14 protein-coding genes are annotated in these 18,632 nt (G+C 62.5%); 2 read left to right on the top strand and 12 right to left on the bottom strand.

The window, feature by feature from the left end; genetic code table 11:
* Positions 1-6: 6 nt before the first annotated feature.
* The 11 genes from AYB31_RS06240 to AYB31_RS06190 all read right to left on the bottom strand — a co-directional run bounded on the left by AYB31_RS06240 (position 7) and on the right by AYB31_RS06190 (position 14,311).
* Complete coding sequence (locus AYB31_RS06240) at positions 7-1,113, bottom strand: mannuronate-specific alginate lyase (protein ID WP_068826873.1); 1,107 nt, start codon at positions 1,111-1,113, stop codon at positions 7-9.
* 2 nt (positions 1,114-1,115) lie between these two features.
* The gene (locus tag AYB31_RS06235; RefSeq protein ID WP_068826871.1) at positions 1,116-1,760 is read right to left on the bottom strand and encodes an alginate O-acetyltransferase AlgF; all 645 of its coding nucleotides are present in this window, start codon (positions 1,758-1,760) and stop codon (positions 1,116-1,118) included.
* A gap of 26 nt (positions 1,761-1,786) precedes the next feature.
* The gene (locus tag AYB31_RS06230) at positions 1,787-2,938 is read right to left on the bottom strand and encodes an alginate O-acetyltransferase (RefSeq protein ID WP_068826870.1); all 1,152 of its coding nucleotides are present in this window, start codon (positions 2,936-2,938) and stop codon (positions 1,787-1,789) included.
* Positions 2,939-2,948: 10 nt separating this feature from the next.
* The gene (locus AYB31_RS06225) at positions 2,949-4,409 is read right to left on the bottom strand and encodes an MBOAT family O-acyltransferase (RefSeq protein ID WP_068826868.1); all 1,461 of its coding nucleotides are present in this window, start codon (positions 4,407-4,409) and stop codon (positions 2,949-2,951) included.
* A 27-nt stretch (positions 4,410-4,436) separates the two neighbouring features.
* A complete protein-coding gene (locus tag AYB31_RS06220) occupies positions 4,437-5,855 on the bottom strand; it encodes an alginate O-acetyltransferase (protein ID WP_068826867.1) in 1,419 nt (472 codons plus the stop codon).
* Positions 5,852-7,390, bottom strand: a complete 1,539-nt coding sequence (gene algG, locus AYB31_RS06215; RefSeq protein WP_068826866.1) for a mannuronan 5-epimerase AlgG — start codon at positions 7,388-7,390, stop codon at positions 5,852-5,854. Before algG ends, AYB31_RS06220 begins: the two co-directional genes overlap by 4 nt.
* Positions 7,391-7,400: 10 nt before the next feature.
* Positions 7,401-8,819 carry an alginate export family protein gene (locus AYB31_RS06210; RefSeq protein WP_068826864.1) on the bottom strand — a complete coding sequence of 473 codons (1,419 nt, stop codon included), beginning with the start codon at positions 8,817-8,819 and terminating at the stop codon, positions 7,401-7,403.
* On the bottom strand, positions 8,816-10,186 hold the full coding sequence (locus AYB31_RS06205; protein ID WP_068826862.1) for a sel1 repeat family protein: 1,371 nt from the start codon (positions 10,184-10,186) through the stop codon (positions 8,816-8,818). Before AYB31_RS06205 ends, AYB31_RS06210 begins: the two co-directional genes overlap by 4 nt.
* Positions 10,183-11,388, bottom strand: a complete 1,206-nt coding sequence (locus AYB31_RS06200; RefSeq protein ID WP_068826860.1) for a PilZ domain-containing protein — start codon at positions 11,386-11,388, stop codon at positions 10,183-10,185. The genes AYB31_RS06205 and AYB31_RS06200 overlap by 4 nt, the downstream gene beginning before the upstream one ends.
* 40 nt (positions 11,389-11,428) lie before the next feature.
* Positions 11,429-12,910 (bottom strand): glycosyltransferase family 2 protein, encoded by a 1,482-nt coding sequence (locus AYB31_RS06195; protein ID WP_068826858.1) that lies wholly within the window; start codon positions 12,908-12,910, stop codon positions 11,429-11,431.
* A gap of 90 nt (positions 12,911-13,000) precedes the next feature.
* Positions 13,001-14,311 carry a nucleotide sugar dehydrogenase gene (locus AYB31_RS06190; RefSeq protein WP_068826857.1) on the bottom strand — a complete coding sequence of 437 codons (1,311 nt, stop codon included), beginning with the start codon at positions 14,309-14,311 and terminating at the stop codon, positions 13,001-13,003.
* Positions 14,312-15,001: 690 nt separating this feature from the next.
* Here AYB31_RS06190 and AYB31_RS06185 point away from each other — a divergent pair.
* Positions 15,002-16,567, top strand: a complete 1,566-nt coding sequence (locus AYB31_RS06185) for a methyl-accepting chemotaxis protein (RefSeq protein WP_068826855.1) — start codon at positions 15,002-15,004, stop codon at positions 16,565-16,567.
* 271 nt (positions 16,568-16,838) lie between these two features.
* Here AYB31_RS06185 and AYB31_RS06180 read toward each other — a convergent pair whose 3' ends face one another.
* Positions 16,839-17,507 (bottom strand): alpha/beta family hydrolase, encoded by a 669-nt coding sequence (locus AYB31_RS06180; protein WP_082805218.1) that lies wholly within the window; start codon positions 17,505-17,507, stop codon positions 16,839-16,841.
* Between the two features lie 41 nt (positions 17,508-17,548).
* Here AYB31_RS06180 and ccoN point away from each other — a divergent pair.
* Positions 17,549-18,632, top strand: a 1,084-nt coding sequence (ccoN, locus tag AYB31_RS06175) for a cytochrome-c oxidase, cbb3-type subunit I (protein ID WP_068826853.1), incomplete at its 3' end; no start/stop codon positions are given.

Below are 18,632 nucleotides of genomic sequence, written 5' to 3'. Positions count from 1 at the left end.
TAACGCTCAAGGCAGTGGCCCGGAAAACAGCTGGGTCAGATCGCCACCGAGCCGATAAGTGCTCAGTGGCTCGATGGAGCGGCGCCACGCGTCCGTGCTCTCCGAGCACGAATACAGCGCGCAGTAAGGCTCCAGCCAGGCGAACCGACTGCTTTGCTGCAGGTCTACCTGCGCCTGCTCATAGCCGGTCTTTTCTTGGAATATCTTCGGGTTGTGCAGGCCCGCCTCCAGCTTGCGGGCCAGGCGCAACATGGCATCGTCGTTCTCGCCACGCAGGTCGAGGCCATTGGCCTTGGCGAACGCGGAGACCATCAACAACGGGCCGATGCTGTAGTTGTGGTAGGACAAGGCACGGGTCTGGCGCACCAGCTCGCGCGGCAGATAGCCCTCGGCCGTGACCTGATCGACGCCTTGGCGATACTGCGCCACCGACCAGTCGAACAGGTCGCGCCGGTCGAGGACCACCGCCGTGGCCATCACCGACCAGGCCGCCCAGTAGTTGTGGTTGTTGCTGCGCTCCTTGGGGTAGGCGTTCCAGTCCGCCACCACCTTGTCGGCCAGTTGACCGAACCACTGTTCCACCTGGCGACTCTGCTCCTGATGCGCGGCCAACGGCCGGGAACTGGAAAGCTTCAATTTCAGGTAAGCCCCGGCCAGGCTGCCCAGCGTCCATTTGCGCACCGACATACCGGTGTGGTTGTGCTGATCGCTGAGCAAGGCGCCGGCACTGGCCCAACTGCTCAGCCAGATCATGGTGCAGTCGACTTCCTGCGGCCGTCCGTACTTGAAGTAGCGCCCGACCATGCGATTGACGCCCATTTCCAGCTTGCGCATGTCACCGGTGAGCTTGAGATAGCGTTTTTCCGCATCTGGGTTGAGCTTGTCGCGGGCCTTGTCCGAACCTTCGTACTTGCTGGGGAAGTCCAGCTCGCCGGTGTAGGCCGGCGGCGGCGCTTCGCACTCGCGCGGCTTGCCCTCGGCCGGCGGTGCGGCGCGGTAGTAGCCGCTCGGCGCCTGCAGGGCGGCACTCCCCGAGCCATCACCCGAGGCCGCCGAGCAGGCCGTCAGCAGCGCGCTCAGCGCCACCACGGACCAGCGTGTCGGCCTGGCCATCATTACTCCGCCCCCGCCGGACGCTGCACCCAAACCGGCGTCAGACTGCTGCCGCTGCCGGTGACATACAACGCCGCCACCTCGCCGCGCTCCAGCACCACAGGACTGAGGTCACTGACCTTGCGTTCGCCGGCAAACAGCGCCAGGCGTACTTTCACCGGATTGATCTCGCGCTCGCCGCTGGCCTTGCCGGACACGGCCTTGATGACCTCGGTCTTGCCGTCGGCGGTCTTCAGACTGACCGGCGTGTCGGACAGATTCTGCAGCCGTACCAGGGCCTTCTGCCGGTTCTTGAAGGTCGGATCATCGACCAGGCTCAGCTCACCGCCCGGCATCTGCACCAGGGTGTAGTGCTGATCGGCCTTGAGGCTGACCGGCAGGCTCTTGCCCGAGGCGCTGGCGCTATAGCTGCCAGCCGGCAGAAAGGCGAAGTCGCTGCTATCTCGAGGTCCCACATCCTTGATGCTGACCGGTCCCAGGCTAAGGTTCAGTTCGGACGAGCCCGCGTTATAGGCACGTACGAAAGCCGACCCAGCTGGCGCGGTCGGGCCGTAAAGGCCACCTTCGTCGGCATGGGCGCCCGAGATGGCAAAAATCAGGCTCAGGCCGCCCAGGGCCAGAGCCAGCTTGCGAATTTGACTGTTCATCGTCGTCTTCCTTCTGTTGATGGTTGTCAGTGGACCGCCAGCGACTTGCTGGCTGTCTTCAGGGCCAGTTGCTGCGGCGCCTCCGCGCCACCGCGTAGCTGGGCCAGCCACTGCGGATCGAACTCGCTCAAATCGCTGGGCTGAGCCAGGTAACGCTCCGGCACCTCCCACAGCAGTATGCGCAGTCCCTGGGTTTCCTCTTCGCCCTTGGCCAGCAGGCGCAGCATCGGCACCAGCGGCCCGTGGCCATCTTCGGCGTAGTTGTAGAGGTCCGCGTGTAACGCCTCGCGCAGCGCGCCGAGGAAGTTCCACTTCGGATTGGCGCTATAGCTGGTGCCGACCAGTGCCACTTCCGGCGCACTGCTACCGAACAGGTCACCGCCCTCGCCCAACTGTTCCGTCTTGCGTTGCTCAAGACGTTCGGCAGCTGGCTGCAGCGCCTCGAAATAGGGATCGAGCGGCAGATAAGTGAGCAGATCGCCTTTATGCGTCTCGGTGCCGATCACCCGGGTCTGGTAATCGAGATCGCCGCCCTGCCACTGCTTGTGCGCACGCAGGTACTCGGCAGTAGCGGCCGCCACGACAGAGGCCCCGAAAGGCGTCCAGTGCGTGTCGGTACGCAGGAACACGTCCTGCTGGTGCTTGCCCTGGCGCAATGGCTGCAGCAGTTGCGGGCCCTGCAGGCCGAGCTGCTGCATCTGTTGCCGCGAAGCCTGATAGAGAGCCTGTTGCAGCTGTACCGGCTTCTGTTCGGCGAGGTGCTCGGGATACAGGCGTGCCTTGGCCGGCAACAACAGCACCACCAGTTCGATGCCGCGTCGTTTCAGCTCGGCCTGCACGCCGCGGATCAGCTGCCAGTTGTCGGCCACCTGGCCCGGGCTCTTGGGTGGATCGAACTCCTCGGCGGTATACAGCCAGTCGTCGCGCCCGATCACCACGCCCGGTCGCCCCTCACCGAACAGGCCGAACTCCAGGGCAGCCCAGGCGTTGGTGCCAAAGTCCTTGAGCACGAAGCCCTTGTCGTAGTGTTTCTCGAAGGTACTGGCCAGCTTGCCGTCGACCACCGAGGTTTCCGCCGCGCTGGAGAAGCTCAGCGCAGCGGGCAGCGAACTCAGGGCCAGGGCCAGCATCACCAGGATGAAGGCCAGGCTGTACAGGATGTTTGCAGTGCGAGTCATCGTGGCCTCCTCAGAACTGGAAATACAGGAAGGGAGAGAAGCTCTGCGCCGACAGCTTCATGACCGACACGACGAACAGCAGAAGCAGGCAGATACGGGTGAGCAGCAAGCGGCCATCCAGGCTCAACGCCGCCGCGGTGCTGGCCGTGATCGCGGCGGTACCTGGTGCCTTGGGCGCACCGGCATTGCGGAACTGGCGCAGGCCACACCAGGCCATCACCCCGTAGGCCAGCGCTAGAGTGACCATCTGCAGGCTGGTTAGCTTGGCCAGGGTCAGCTCCGACAGGCGCCAGTCGGAGAAGCTGAACATCGCCGCATACATGCGCCAGGCCACATCGAGGTTTTCGGCGCGGAAAATCACCCAGCCGAGAACCACCAGCAGGAAGGTGAATGCCCAACGCCACGGCCTGATCACCTTGGGCGCCGCATCCACGTTGAAATAACGCTCCAGCGCCAGCCAGGCACCGTGCCAGGCACCCCAGATCAGGAAGGTCCAGTTGGCGCCGTGCCAGAAACCGCCCAGCAGCATGGTCAGGAACAGGTTGCGGTAGGTCTTCAGCGTGCCACCACGGTTGCCACCGAGGCTGATGTACAGGTAGTCGCGCAGCCAGGTCGACAGGCTGATGTGCCAGCGTCGCCAGAACTCGGTGATGGACTGGCTGATGTAGGGCTGATTGAAGTTCTCCATGAAGCGGAAACCCATCATCAGGCCCAGGCCGATGGCCATGCAGCTGTAACCAGAGAAGTCGAAGTACAGCTGCGCCGTGTAGCCAATGGCGCCCAGCCAAGCCTCGCCGGTGCTGGGATCGCTGAGGGCGAAGCAATGGTCGACCACCGGCGCCAGGGTGTCGGCGATGAACACCTTCTTGACGAAACCCTGCATGAACCGCGCGGCGCCTTCGGAGAATTTGTCGAAGCTGTGGGTGCGGTCGGTGAACTGGTCGGCCAGGTCCTTGTAACGCAGTACGGGACCGGCGATCAGCTGCGGGAACAGCGCAATGAAGGCCGCGAAGTCGACAGGATGGCGTGTAGGCTCCACATCGCCGCGATAGACGTCGATCAGGTAGCTGAGCGACTGGAAAATGTAGAAGGAAATGCCGATCGGCAGGATCACCGCGGTGAGGACGAAGGGCTCGAAGCCCATCGCCTGCAGCGCCGTATTGATGTTGGCCACCCCGAAGTTGGCGTACTTGAAGTAGCCGAGCACGCCCAGGTCACCCGCCACGCCCAGCAACATCCAGCGCTGCGCCTTGCGCGTGCGCACCCCGGCGGCCCCTATGCGGATGCCCAGCCAGTAGTTGAAGGCCGTGACAGCGACGAACAGCAGCAGGAAGTCGACCCGCCACCAGGCATAGAACGCGTAGCTGGCGATCAGCAACAGCAGGTTCCGGTAGCGATTCCCGCACAGGTAGTACAGCCCGAGAAAGACCGGCAGGAACAGGAACAGGAATACGTTGGACGAGAAAACCATCCTAGTTTCTCCAATAACGGGTTGGCTTCATTGCTCGCTCCGCGCCAGCTGCTGCTGGCTGCCGTCGTGGCGACGGCATACGGTCGCCTCCACCGTCAGGCCTTCGGGCAGGTTTTCTGGCACGGCCACCTCCAACCCCATCAGGGTCAGGTCGGCCCAGTCGCCCTCGTCACGCAGCTCGAATACGTAGCGCCCACCGGTATCGATGCGCTCGCTCTGCTCCAGCTTGTAGGCCTCCTTGCGCCCGCTGAAGTACCACACGGTGGTCTCTGCCTCGTGGATCTTCGGGTCGCTGAAACGCAGGTCGATCATGTGTTTGGCACTGCTCAGCTCCTTCAGGCCGTTGACGCCGTTGAGCAACACTTCATTGCTCCCAGGATGCACTTTGACCTTGTTGCTCAGCAGCGCCGGCTGACCGGCACAGCCGTTGTCGACCATGGGCACGGCTTGGCGATAGAAATCGCGCAAGGACATGTCGTAATGGGTGGCGAATTCCCAGACGATGACCTTCGGCGGGTTCTTCTGGAACTCCTCGCTGGCTAGCAGCTGCAGCATGGCGCTCTCGTAACCACCACCGGTAACGGCCATGTTCATCACCTGCACACCGCTGTACTGCTCCAGATAACCGGCGAAGTTGTAGGCAACGCCGCTGTTGCTGGTACCCACCAGGATCACCTCGGGGCTGGCGCTATCGCCAAACAGGCTGTCGCCATCGCTCTCGTCGGCCGGCTCGGTGGCATAACGGTCAACGTACTCGGTGTCGTAGCTGTTGCCGCAGATATCCCCCGCTGCTTCTCCAGAGCTGCCGGGACTACCGAGAATGCCGACGCGCTTGGTGACGAACTCCTTCTTCGGGATGCTGGCGTAGGCCGGAATCTGCTTCAGCACCTCGGCCGTCAGCCTGGCCGCATCCTTGGCGCCACGGGGCGTCCAGTGATGGTCGTCCTTGAAGAAGAAGTCGGTTTTCTTGCCCTGCTCATCGAACAGTGGCGAGTAATCGGCCGCCCAGATGCCGGCCTTGCGGAAGCTCTCGATGGTCTTGATGTAGTTGGCGCGAGCGGTCTGGTAATCGAACTTGGCGTACCACTCCGGCGTCAGTTTGTTGCGTACCACCAGGCCCTTGGTCGGCTGGAACACGATCAACAGCTCGGTGCCGCGCGCCTTGAGTGCGTCGCGAAAACGCTTGAGCTGGGCATAGCCTTCGGGTGTGGTACCGATCTCCGTACGCAGGTCGTTGCGGGTACGGAACAACCAGCCGTCCTTGCCATCGATCAGGGTGTAGTGGAAGTCGAGCTTCTTGGTGTTGTAGGTGGCCGGATTGGCCGCCGCAGGGCACAGCTTGCCCACCAGTTCGATGTCGTACTGCGGAAACTCCGTAGCGCCGGCCGAAGCCGAGAACAGCAGCCCGAGAGCCAGGCCGTAGCGGCTGGTGAAAGCGGTTTTCATCGTTTGGCCTCCATGTCCGCGCCGAGATAGTCGATCAGTACCGGCTTGTCCTGGCGCACCAGCAGGTCGAGGATCTGGTCCTGGTAAACCCCCAGCACACCGGGCAGTGTGATGCCGGCACTCTTGGTCGGCGAAAGCATCTCCACCCGGTACAGCTCCAGACTCAGCGGCGAGTCCACGCCCATCGGCCCGGAGGCGTTGGAGACCAACTTGCCGCCAACGATGAGCATGGAAATATTGGTTTCGAAGGGATCTAGCAGGATGTTGCGGTCGGTGTTGCTGAGATCCTTGACGTGGCCATAAACGCCTAGCTTGCCGTTGCCGACGACCAGGTTCTCGTACAGCTTGACGTTCATGCTGTTGCGCACACGAATGCCGTGGCGTTCGTTGTTCAACGCCTTGTTGCCCCACAGCAGGTTGTCGCCGCTCTCGTAGATGGTCACGCCATCGGACTTGTTGCGGTACGTCTCGTTGTAGGCAATGACGTTATTCACGCTGCTACGGTCGATGACGATGCCGGACAGGTGGTTCTCGTAGGAAACGTTGTTGAAGATCCAGCTGTCGTTGACCTCACGGGAAATGATGATGCCGTGCTTCTTGATGGTGCCGTAGGCAGTGTTCTCGGCGATGATCAGGCGCCGCGAGCGGTCGTGCGGGTCGATGCCGTAGACGATGTTGTTCTTGTAGGTATTGCCGCGCAGCACCACATCGTCGGCCTCGTAGCAGTAGAAGCCGTACCACATGTCATCGAACAGGGTGTTGAGCAGCCAGCCGGTGGGATGACCGCGGCCCATCTTCGGCGCCATCGACGGACTGTACTGGGAAATGGAGAAGCCGTAGGACTTGCTCTTGGTGTAACCCAGGCTACTGATCGTGGAGTTGGTGACATAGGTCTCGGTACCGCCCCAGCTGTTGATGAAGGGTCGGAAACGGCCCTTCTTCTCGAACCAGTCCTGACGATTGTCGGCCTCGCGCCAGGCCGTCACCCGGGTACTGGTGATGAACAGCTTGCCATCGTTGATGATGAAGGCACCGCGATCCGAGGACAGACGCAGTTCCCGAGTGCTCTTGTCGATATGCAGCGTGGCACCTGGCATCACCACCAGTGGCAGGCGCTGCAGGTAGACGCCTGGTGCGGTCTCACGGAACTGCCCGGGCTTGAGGGCCTTGGCCAGCCCCGCCGGGGTCATGTAGCCCCCTTCGATCACGATCACCTCGGGCATGCCGCCCTGGCGGCTGACCCACTCACGCAGACGCTCATCGCCGCCGGTGAACTCGGTCAGCTGATCCATGCCGGTCATGCGCCTGATGCTCACGCGCCCTGCCGGCTTGCGCTGGATCTTGGCCTGTACGGCGGCCGGAGTGAACGGCGTCAGGTCGGGTAGCTTCGGCGCATCCATCTGCAGGGGCTCTGCCGGTGCGCTGCTGACCCGGTACGCCTCGGGCCTGACATCGTTAGTCAACGCCTGGGCGTTGCTACTCAGGAACAGGCAGATGACGGCGCCAAGTAATGGGGCTTTGCTGGACTGGATCATGCTCGGCTCCTCAGTAGCGCCACACCAGGTCGAGAAAGACCCGGTGCATGCTGGAATCGGTACCGCTGGGGAAGGCGTCGCCGGGCAGGAATACACCGCCACGCAAGCGCACCAGCGCGGACTCTGCCTCGGCCCAACCCAGCTCGCTGCGGTCGAAATAGCGGGTCAGCACCAGGTCGACTTCCTCACCCAGGTCCTTCTCTCCCGGCTCCAGGCCGACGCTCAAACCGCTGGCGCTGTCGAGATCATCATCGACGCGCCAGAAGCGGTGATAGACCACGCTGGCGTCATAGCGCTTGTCCATGGTCCAGCTGCCGAACAGCGAAGCGGCCTGCAGGTTGTTCATCTCGCCGCGGTACGCCTCGCCAAAACGATGCAGGCTGGAACGAGTGCCGGTGAAACGTGAGCGATTGCTCTGCAGGTCGGTCTGCAGGAACTGGTCGGAGTCTTCGGCATCACCGCCACCACTGGCTCGGGTATAGGTGCCACCCAGGCGCCATTGCTCGTCGATGTTCCAGCGCAAGCCGAGGTCCACGGCCCAACCTGAAACATCCTGGTCGCGACCGCCCACGGCACGTCGCTCACCGGTGGCGCTGCTGGTCTGCAGCAGTTCGGCGTCGCCCTGCATGTAGGTCGCCGCTGCCCAGTAGTTCAGCGGCATGGTGCTGCGAGGATTGAAGAAGTCACCATTGAACTCCGCACCAACCCAGGTCAGGTCGCCGGTGTAGGTTTTGCTCAGCTCGTCGACGCGCTCGCCTGGCTTGGGCAGATCGCCGTTGTCGCGGCTGTGGTGCAGCTTGAGGCCAGCCCAGTGGCCCGGCCGCCATTGGGTGGAGATATCGCCGAAATAGTGCTGGCGATCCTCGTCCTGCGGCGCCAGATCGTCGAGGTCGGTGCGGTAGTCGCTGAAACGCTCCGCCACGGCCAGATGTGCATTGAACAGGGTGGTGTCGAAGTTCCAGCGCAGCGCCTCGATGTTGGTATCCCACCACATGCCGTCGGGGGTACGAATGCGTTGGCGACCGAAGCGCAGCGACTCGCCCGGATAAGCGGTCAGGCCGGCATAGTCGACCCAGAACTCGTGCAGTGCGAGAAAGCTGTCATCACGCTCGCGTCCGTCGTTGGACTCAAGGTTGTCGCCCTCTACCTGGGAGGACTCCAGCACGTCGGTACCGGCAAAGGCCTCGCCGCGGACAAAGCCGGACCAGTCGCCCCTGGCACCGAATATCCAGGGCCGTACGCTGAGGCCGAGACCGTTGAAGTCGCCCTCGTCGCGAGTCCCCAGGTCAAGGTCGTCGATGGACTGAGCCGTCAGCTTGAAGTTGAAACCGTAATCGAAACGCGACAGCTCTTCGGCACGCAGGGTACCGCTACCGATAACACCGGCAGCTGCAACGGCCAAACTGAAGAATGATCTGCTGAAGGTCATAGCATGTCCCGTGCTTGATTGTTCTGCTTGCTGAGGCTGACGCGCTCGCCATTCCTGGCTGCTTTCTCACGCGCCACCATCGTTCTGACCCGCTCCATGTCGCCTGGCTGCAGGCGCGGTGCGATACGCTCCAGCCACAGGTCGGCCTGCTCCAGCCCCTGGTCCTTGGCCAGCAGGGCGAAGCCGTAGGCGTACACCGGATTGATCTTGATGCCGCGGCCCTCACCGAACAGTTGAGCCAGCGCCACATCGGCGCTGGGGTTACCCTCGCGGGCGACGATCAACAGTTGTTCGAGCGCTTTTTCCGGGTAAACGCGGCCCAACTTGCCCTCGCGATACAGGCGCGCGAGCATGATGCGGGCCTTGGGTTGTTCAGGCGCTGCCTGCAGCAGGTACTGCTCGGCCTTGGCCGGCTCGGCCGGCACCAGCTTGCCGTTCAGGTAGATCTGCCCGAGGCTGGCCGCAGCCCGGCTCGAACCGGCATCGACGCCCTGCTCCAGGTAAGCCACGACCTCCTCGCTGCTCCCCATCTGCGGGTAGTCGCGCACCAGGTCGGCCAGGCCGACATAGGCGTCTGGCCACACCGGTGCAATGCGCTCGTACAGGCGCTTTGCATCTTCCGGGCGTGGCTCGCCCGGCCCCTCTGCCACCAGGGCGCGCGCTACCGTCTTGAGGTGGCCAAAGCTGATCGCCTCGGCGGCATAGACAATCTCCAGGCGCGCGAGCAGTGCCTGCATCTTTTCGTCGGCACCCTGGATGCGGTAGACGCTGGCCAGCTCCACGTAGCAGTCATTGACCTCGGCCAGCCAGGTTTCGCAGGACTGACGTATCTCGTCCAGGTGCTGCTCATAATCGCCACGGGCGCGGTACAGCATCACCCAGCCCAAACGGGCATGGGGAATGCCTTGGGCCTGCCACCTGGCCAGCTCGCGCTCCTGCTCGGCGGTACCGACCCGTGCGGGGTCATCCAGCTGCAAGCGCAGCAGCGCCAGCAACGCACTCTGGTCGCCGCTGTCGAGGGCCCGGCGCAACAAGTCTGCGGCCTCCTGGCGCTCGACCGGGGTGATGTTCTCCTTGCCGGCCAGCCACTTGCCGAGCTTGACCCGGGCCTGCGGTGACTGCACCGCGGCCTCCCGGTAAATGCTCTCGCCCTCGGTCTGACGCTGCGGATCGGGACTCTGCACCAGCACATCGGCCAAGCCGATACGGGCGTCGACATAACCCAGTTCGGCCAGCGGCCGGAAGTTCTCCTCGGCCACCTGAAGGTCTCCACCCTGACGGGCGCGCTCGGCCAACTCGATATCCGGTAGCTGTGCGCAGCCCGCCTGGACCAGGCACAGCGTCATTGCACAGAGCCGAACGTTCATTTGCCGGCCGCCGCATCAGCTGGCAACAGGGTTCCGGCCAACGCTGCGCCGCCCTGTTTGATACGCGTGTCGAGTTCGCCGCCAAAGGGGCTGATGCGCACATCCACCGGGCGCTTGGCCAGCTCGGTGGGCAGCGGCCGATCAGGTTTGATCATCACGCGGATGTCCGATGCCAGGCCGCCCTCCTGCAGCGCCAGCGTGGTGATATGCCCTTCCCGCTCTGCGGGCTCGCCAGCGATGGTGAACGTGACCCGAGTGCCGGGCTGCAGCTCTTCGAAGGCACGATAGGGAAAGCGCGCCTCGACCGTGGCGACACTGTCAACCGGCGCCATCTGGAACACCGCCTGGCCCTTGCCGGCGACCTGGCCGTCACCGACCAGCTGAGCCACCACGCGGCAGTCGCAAGGGCTGGTCAGACTGCCCTGGAAGGTCTTGCCAAATAGACGCTGCAGGTTGTCCGGGGTCAGGTCCTCGGTCGGCAGAATGCCCTTGAGCACATCCATCATGTTCGAGGAAAAGGTCCCGACCGGCGCGCCCTTGGCCACCACGTCACCGACCTTGACCAGACTCTGCACGCTCCCCTCGCGAGGCATCGACACCTGCTGCCCGGGTACCGCGACCTGCGCCGAGTCGGCATGGGTGACGAAGTACACGTCGTACAGCTGATAGAGGATGTAGGTGCAGGCGCTGACGCCGACCAGGAAAATCCCCAGGCTCAGACCCAGCGCCTTGGTGCGCTGCAACAGGCTGGCCTTGCCCTCCACCCCGTTCTTGCGCGCCTTGGTGAAGTTCTCCCGCTGCAGGGTGCTGATCAGGTCGCCGACATTGATCAGCTCACCGCTGAGGAAAGCGCTTATCAGGTAGCGCAGCGCCGAGATTTCGCGGGGCTTGAGGTTGTGGAACTCGCATCCCGCACGCTTGCCGCCGCTCAACGAGCGCACCTGGAACTGCACGTCCATGACGAAACCGATGCCCTCGATCTCGAACATCAGCTTGCCTTTGTAGTGCTGCCCCTCGGCGAGCAGCGCATTGCCCGGCTCGAAGCCGAAACCTCCGACCGACAGGTCGAGCACCTGCGCCTCGAGCTCCTGCCCTTGCGGGGTGCGATAGCTGATTCTCGCCGGCAGCTTGAGGCGCGCGTACTGGCGCTGGGCTTCGGCTTCATGGACCACATTGCTGTTCGGGCTGATCACTGCGTTCATCTTTCGTTCCTTGTGCAAACTGGAAATAGGTAGGGCTCGCTCACACCACCCACATCAGGGTGGCGACGAAGACGCTGGTGGCAGAGAAGGTCATGGCACGCGACGACCAGGTGTTGAACCACTGCTGGAAACTGCCCAATCCGCGATCCAGCTTGGTTTTCTGGCGGGTCCAGGACTGCTGGTCGAGGCGGAAGAACACGTAGACCTTCACCAGCGCGCCGACGATCTGGTTGTAATAGAGGATCAAGGGGTAAGCGGGGCCGACCTGGTGTCCGGAGGCCAGCAGCAGCAGGGTCAGTACCAGCCGGGTCAGACCGATCCACAGCAGATAGATCAGCAGGTAGGCGAAGCCGTACTTGATGCTGGCGATGATCGCCACCGACGGCCCCAGCAGGCTGGTCCACATCGACACCCGCTGGTCCAGCATCACGATGCTGGTGAAGGCCCCCAGGCGGCGCACGCCCAGCGCCAGAGCGCGCGAGTTCTGCCGCAGGTTGTTGCCATACCAGCGGAACATCAGCTTGCGGCTGGCCTTGATGAAGCTCTTCTCCGGCGGGTGCTCCACCGTGTTGATCGCGGCATCCGGCACATAGAAGGTGTCGTAGCCCAGGCGCATCAGGCTGTACCAGCTGGACTTATCGTCACCGGTGAGGAACTTGAAACGTCCCAGGCGCCAGTGATCCAGATGGTCGTTCTCCACATCGGCAATGAAGCCGGCATCGGTGACCACCTCGGCGCGAAATACCGACATGCGCCCGGTCAGGGTCAGCACGCGCTTGGACAGCGCCATCGAACACATGTTGATGTGGCGCTGGGCGAAGCGCAGCTTGTGCCACTCGCGCATGACGTAGCCGCCGCGCACTTCGCAGAACTCGTTGGTGGTGAGCCCGCCCAGGTTGTCGAACAGGCGGAAGTACGGTGCGGTCTTGCGCACCACACCGGGGCTCAGCACCGTATCGCCATCCACTACGGCCACCACCGCACGCTCATCCGGATGGGCCCGTGAGATAGCGCGGAACCCCTGTGCCAGGCCATCGCGCTTGCCGGTACCGGGAATCCGCACGATGTTCAGACTGACCCGCTCCGGCGGTGTCATGGCTGCCCAGAGGTTCTTCACCAATAGCTCGTCGGACAGCTCGACGATCGAACACACCACAGTGGTGGGATAACTGCAGTCGATCGCTTCCTGAATCACCGAGCGATACACCTGCGCCGTGGTCAGGGCGTCGATGCGAAAGCTGGTGACCATCAGAAAGACGTGCGACGGATCGGCTTCGCGCCCAAGACGACGCGCCTTGCGCCGGTGATAGGGGTAAACCAGGTAGAGAAAAATGATGCCGCGTACGTAGTGGATGGCACCCATCGAATAGCGCCAGATACCGACCACACCCAGCAACAGCAGAAAGTCCGTGGACTCCGGATCGAACACGCTGTGCGGCAGCAGCAAGGCCATGCCACCCAGCAATGCGATGTAAAAAAGCCAGCCAGCACCTTGGTACAGGCGCCCCCGTAGATCATCCATTTCGCCAACCCCGTTTGAGAATCTGCTCTGCAACGGGGGCGCTGTTATTGTTGTTGTAACGCCCTGTGCATCGTCATGAAGGCAGCAGCGCTACCAGCAGAGGCCTTCCTTGACCTCGTCGCTGCACTGGCGCATGAAGCCGACCAGATCGATCAACTTCTTGCCTGGCGGCAGTTGCTGCACCACGGTCTCGAACAGTTCGTCGCCGTTACCCAGCACGATCACGTCGGCATCCGCCACCACCTGATTGAGGTCGGAGCGCAGCAGCGAGGAAACGTGGGGGATCTTCGCCTCGATGTACTCGCGGTTGGCGCCGTGGACACGGGCGTATTCGACGTTGCGGTCGAAGATCTTCAGGTCGAAGCCCTTGCCGATCAGCATCTCGGCCAGTTCCACCAACGGGCTTTCACGCAGATCGTCGGTGCCGGCCTTGAAGCTCAGGCCGAGCATGGCGACCTTGCGCTTGTCCTGGCTGGCGATCAGGTTGTAGGCATTGCGAACCTGCGCCTCGTTGCTCGGCATCAGCGAGCTGATCAGCGGCGACTCGACGTCCAGCTGGGTAGCGCGGTAGTTCAGGGCGCGCACGTCCTTGGGCAGGCAGGAGCCGCCGAAGGCAAAGCCCGGACGCATGTAGTACTTGGACAGGTTGAGTTTGTGGTCCTGGCAGATCACATCCATCACCTCGCGGCCATCGACACCCACCGCCTTGGCGATGTTGCCGATCTCGTTGGCGAAGGTGATCTTGGTCGCGTGCCAGACGTTGCAGGTGTACTTGATCATCTCGGCGACCTCGACGGTCTTGCGGATGATCGGCGCGTCCAGCTCGCTGTAGATCTCCTCCAGCAAGTCACCGGAGGTCTTGTCCAGCTCACCGATAACGGTCATGGCTGGAAAGTCGTAGTCCTTGATTGCCGTGCTTTCGCGCAGGAACTCGGGGTTGACCGCCACGCCGAAGTCGGCGCCGGCCTTGAGGCCCGAATACTTTTCCAGGGTCGGAATCACCACGTTGCGCAGCGTGCCCGGTAGCACGGTGCTACGCACCACCACCGTGTGTCGCGAGCTCTTCTCCGGCAGCACCCGCCCGATCTGCTGGCAGACCTCCTCGATGTAGGACACATCCAGATCGCCATTGCGCTTGCTCGGTGTCGGCGGCGCGAGGAACGAGATGTCCGTTTCCATCACAGCGTCGCGCACATTCAGCGTGCCGCGCAGGTTGCCACTGGCAACCCCTTTCTGCAGCAGCTCCTCCAGCCCAGGCTCGACGATCGGCGATTTGCCGCTGTTGATCAGATCGATCTTCAGCGCCTGCACATCCACGCCAACGATCTGATGCCCCCGGGCCGACAGGCACCCTGCACACACGGCCCCTACGTAACCCAATCCAAAAATGCTGATGCGCATTGAGCGATCTCCTCCTTGCGTTGATCGAAGCGGCAACCACCTGGCTGCACGCCCACCTCGCGAGACCGACTACAGGGACAACAAACTCCACGGCTCTTTAATACCACTGCAAAAATCTTCCGATTCGGCGACATACGTGGCCGAAAGTTCAACTTGGCAGGGGAGCGAATCAAGATGCCGCAATGAGAACGAAAGTTCCCAAAGGGCTATAAGAAAGTTCTTCTTTTAAAAACAGTAACCTAGTTACCACGAGTAACGCGAGAACCAATTCACAAATGCCATTTTTTTGGCGAGTCGCGACAAAGCTCTCTAGAAAGCAGGATACAGCGCACCTTTTAGAAAGTAACACCTAATTTTTTGCAGGGCGAAACAGAAATAAAAAAGCATCTGAAAACTATAAAAATGGAATAACGCCATTTTTATGGCGCCACAACAAAGGCCGCGCACGCCAAACCAATAACAATAGAATCTATCGCTTTATTAATTAATTATTTCGACGACCAAAGCCTCAGACAAAAGTTTCAAACATATTTAGAACTATTAAATCTTCGCCTCTGTAGCTTGCAGAAGAAAATATTCTTATTCCTACGGTCAGGTTAGACTCCTCACTCAGGTGCCATCACCCACTCAACTTTCCCTCCCTGCTGCCGATGTTGCAGGGACGAACCTCCTGCTCAAGAAGCGACAGCCATGCGAAACAATCAGCCGGTCACCCAGCGCGAGCGTACTTTTCCCGCCCAGCAACGACTGATCTCTACTACCGACCTCAAAGGCCAGATCACCTACTGCAACCAGGCCTTCATCGAGATCAGCGGTTTCACCCGCGAAGAACTGTTGCGCGCGCCACACAACCTCGTGCGCCATCCGGATGTGCCGCCTGCAGTGTTCGAACATATGTGGCAGACCTTGAAAAAAGGGCGCCCCTGGATGGGCGTGGTGAAGAACCGCAGCAAGAACGGCGATCACTACTGGGTCAATGCCTATGTCACCCCGATGCTGGATAAAGGCCAGGTGACGGGTTACGAGTCGGTGCGGGTCAAACCCAGCACCGAGCAGGTTCGCCGCGCCGAAGCGCTGTATGCGCGGATCAACGCCGGTAAGGCGGCCATCCCCGCCAGCGATCGCTGGCTGCCGCAACTACAGGCCTGGCTGCCCTTCATTCTGATTAGCCAGATCGGCTTCCTGATTGGCCACTGGATGGGTTCTACCTGGGGCTTCCTGCTGGCTGCCCTGCTCTCGATTCCCCTGGGCCTGATCGGGCTTAGCTGGCAGAACCGCGGAGTCAGGCGCCTGCTGCGCATCGCCGAGCAGAGCACCTCCGACCCGCTGATCGCACAGATGTACACCGACAGCCGTGGCGCCGAGGCACGCCTGGAGATGGCCATGCTCAGCCAGGATGCGCGTCTGCGCACCTGCCTGACACGCCTGCAGGACACCGCCGAACGCCTGACCAGCCAGGCGCAGCAGGCCGACCAACTGGCCCACAACAGTTCTGCCGGGCTGGAGCGCCAGCGCGTGGAAACCGAGCAGGTAGCCACCGCTATCAATGAAATGGCGGCCACCACTCTGGAGGTCGCCAGCAACGTGGCGCGCGCAGCCATCGCCACCCAGGAAGCCAACCGCCTCACAGGTGAAGGCCGCAACGTCGCCGCAGAAACCCGCGAGGCCATCCAGCGCCTGTCGCTGTCGGTCGGCGAAACCGGCGAAACCGTGTCGCGCCTGGCTCAGGACAGCAATGAGATCGGTGGCGTCGTCGATGTGATCAAGGGCATTGCCGATCAGACCAACCTGCTGGCCCTCAACGCAGCCATCGAAGCGGCCCGTGCCGGCGAGATGGGCCGCGGCTTCGCCGTGGTGGCCGATGAAGTGCGTTCGCTGGCGCAACGCACCGCAGAGTCCACCGGCCAGATCCACGGCCTGATCGCCAAGCTGCAGCGCACCGCCGAAGAGGCGGTAATGACCATGGAGATCGGTCGCAAGCAGGCCGACGAAGGTGTCGAGCGGGTACTCCAGGCCGACCAGGCGCTGCTCGGCATCAGCGACGCGGTGGCCAATATCACCGACATGGCCAACCAGATCGCCGCCGCAGCCGAGGAGCAGAGTGCCGTGGCCGACGAGATCAACCAGAACATCACCACCATCGCCCAACTGGCCGACAAGACGGCTGGCGAGGCGAACAACACCGCCCAGCTCAGCGAAGCACTGACCAGCACGGCGAAGGATCAGTACTCCCTGGTGGAACGCTTCAACCGCTGACAACTGCTGCCCCGCAGAACGGCAGGCGTCGCAGGGTGGACTCGCCGCAAAGCAGCAGTCCACCTTGATGTAGTGCCGAACGTCAGATGCATGAAAAAGGCCGGTCGCCCTCGCGGGAACCGGCCTTTTTTCATAGGTGCCAGACGGTGGCAAACACCCCGCTGTGGGAGCGGCTTTAGCCGCGACAGCGGCGCCGGAGGCTACTCCGTGCGGCCTCCGCCTCCGCCAAAAACCGGGCTACCGCCATGGCTTACTTGTGGAACATGGCCTTCTAGCGAGATAGAAATGCCACCACGGCACCTGCCGCCGCCTGCAGGTGCTGCTCATGACTGCAGCCCGATGCCTTGAGCGGTTTGAGGTCATGGTCCCCCGCCACCAACCACTCAAGATTCACGCTCGGCGCCAACCTGTATCCACCTACTGCCTCGCGATTGCCCAGGGCATCGCGCTCACCCTGAACGATCAGCGTCGGCGTACGCAGCTCGGCCAGATGTGCCACCCGCGGCTTCTCAGGCTTGCCGGGCGCGTAAAAGGGATAGCCCAGGCAGATCAGCGCATCGGCGCCCAGCTCGTCGACTAGCAGGCTGGCCATGCGCCCACCCATGGACTTGCCGCCAATCGCCAGTGGCCCCCGTACCAGACCACGCACCTCGCCATAGACCTCGCGCCAGCATTCCAGCAGTTGCCTCTGCGGATTGGGTGGGCGCTTGCCACCGCCATGGCGGCGCTGCGCCATGTAGGGAAACTCGAAACGCAATACGTTCACACCGCCGGTCGCCAGCAGCTCGGCCATACGCTGCATGAACTCGCTGTCCATCGGTGCACCGGCGCCATGAGCGAGGATCAGGGTGGCCTGCGACATTCCGTCCGCCCCGTTCCACAGCCATCCCCGCGCACGGCATTGATCCTCGTCAATAACCATCACCTTGCCATTACCCATGCTTGCCCTGCTTTTCATAACCGTGGATGGAAGCCCAACACATGAACACAACCAGCAGTACCGCCTACAACTACAAGGTGGTCCGCCAGTTCGCCATTATGACGGTGGTTTGGGGCATAGTCGGGATGGGGCTCGGCGTGTTCATCGCCGCGCAGCTGGCCTGGCCCGAACTCAACTTCAACCTGCCGTGGACCAGCTTCGGCCGCCTGCGACCGCTGCACACCAACGCAGTGATCTTCGCCTTTGGCGGCTGCGCCCTGTTCGCCACCAGCTACTACTCGCTGCAGCGCACCTGCCAGACCCGCCTGATCTCCGACAGCCTGGCCGCCTTCACCTTCTGGGGCTGGCAGCTGGTGATCGTCCTCGCCGCCATCAGCCTGCCGCTAGGCTGGACCAGCTCGAAAGAATACGCCGAGCTGGAATGGCCGATCGACATCCTCATCACCATCGTCTGGGTCGCCTACGCCGTGGTGTTCTTCGGCACCCTGGTGAAACGCAAGACCAAGCACATATACGTGGGCAACTGGTTCTTCGGCGGCTTCATCCTGACCGTGGCGATGTTGCACATCGTCAACAACCTGGAGCTGCCGGTCAGCCTGACCAAGTCCTACTCACTGTACGCCGGCGCCACCGACGCCATGGTGCAATGGTGGTACGGCCACAACGCCGTGGGCTTCTTCCTCACCGCCGGCTTCCTGGGGATGATGTACTACTTCGTGCCCAAGCAGGCCGGGCGCCCGGTGTACTCCTATCGCCTGTCGATCGTGCACTTCTGGGCGCTGATCACCCTGTACATCTGGGCCGGCCCGCACCACCTGCACTACACCGCGCTACCGGACTGGGCCCAGTCCCTCGGCATGGTGATGTCCCTGGTGCTGCTGGCACCCAGCTGGGGCGGCATGATCAACGGCATGATGACCCTCTCCGGCGCCTGGCATAAGTTGCGCTCGGACCCCATCCTGCGCTTCCTGGTCGTCTCCCTGGCCTTCTACGGCATGTCGACCTTCGAAGGCCCGATGATGGCCATCAAGACCGTCAACGCCCTTTCTCACTACACCGACTGGACCATCGGCCACGTACACGCCGGCGCCCTCGGCTGGGTAGCGATGATCTCCATCGGCTCGC

The sequence above is a fragment of the Pseudomonas sp. BMS12 genome, from assembly GCF_001592875.1.
GTDB lineage: Bacteria > Pseudomonadota > Gammaproteobacteria > Pseudomonadales > Pseudomonadaceae > Aquipseudomonas.
The sequence above is the reverse complement of the archived record's forward strand: the minus strand, read 5'-3'. Positions and strand labels throughout refer to the sequence as shown.

Excerpts from the sequence above, each read along its gene's own strand:
- AYB31_RS06210 (WP_068826864.1), bottom strand. The coding sequence starts at position 8,819 with ATGACCTTCAGCAGATCATTCTTCAGTTTGGCCGTTGCAGCTGCCGGT.
- AYB31_RS06230 (WP_068826870.1), bottom strand. The coding sequence starts at position 2,938 with ATGACTCGCACTGCAAACATCCTGTACAGCCTGGCCTTCATCCTGGTG.
- AYB31_RS06195 (WP_068826858.1), bottom strand. The coding sequence starts at position 12,910 with ATGGATGATCTACGGGGGCGCCTGTACCAAGGTGCTGGCTGGCTTTTT.
- AYB31_RS06180 (WP_082805218.1), bottom strand. The coding sequence starts at position 17,507 with ATGGGTAATGGCAAGGTGATGGTTATTGACGAGGATCAATGCCGTGCG.
- AYB31_RS06200 (WP_068826860.1), bottom strand. The coding sequence starts at position 11,388 with ATGAACGCAGTGATCAGCCCGAACAGCAATGTGGTCCATGAAGCCGAA.
- AYB31_RS06220 (WP_068826867.1), bottom strand. The coding sequence starts at position 5,855 with ATGAAAACCGCTTTCACCAGCCGCTACGGCCTGGCTCTCGGGCTGCTG.
- algG (WP_068826866.1), bottom strand. The coding sequence starts at position 7,390 with ATGATCCAGTCCAGCAAAGCCCCATTACTTGGCGCCGTCATCTGCCTG.
- AYB31_RS06235 (WP_068826871.1), bottom strand. The coding sequence starts at position 1,760 with ATGAACAGTCAAATTCGCAAGCTGGCTCTGGCCCTGGGCGGCCTGAGC.
- AYB31_RS06190 (WP_068826857.1), bottom strand. The coding sequence starts at position 14,311 with ATGCGCATCAGCATTTTTGGATTGGGTTACGTAGGGGCCGTGTGTGCA.
- AYB31_RS06225 (WP_068826868.1), bottom strand. The coding sequence starts at position 4,409 with ATGGTTTTCTCGTCCAACGTATTCCTGTTCCTGTTCCTGCCGGTCTTT.
- AYB31_RS06240 (WP_068826873.1), bottom strand. The coding sequence starts at position 1,113 with ATGGCCAGGCCGACACGCTGGTCCGTGGTGGCGCTGAGCGCGCTGCTG.
- AYB31_RS06185 (WP_068826855.1), top strand. The coding sequence starts at position 15,002 with ATGCGAAACAATCAGCCGGTCACCCAGCGCGAGCGTACTTTTCCCGCC.
- AYB31_RS06205 (WP_068826862.1), bottom strand. The coding sequence starts at position 10,186 with ATGAACGTTCGGCTCTGTGCAATGACGCTGTGCCTGGTCCAGGCGGGC.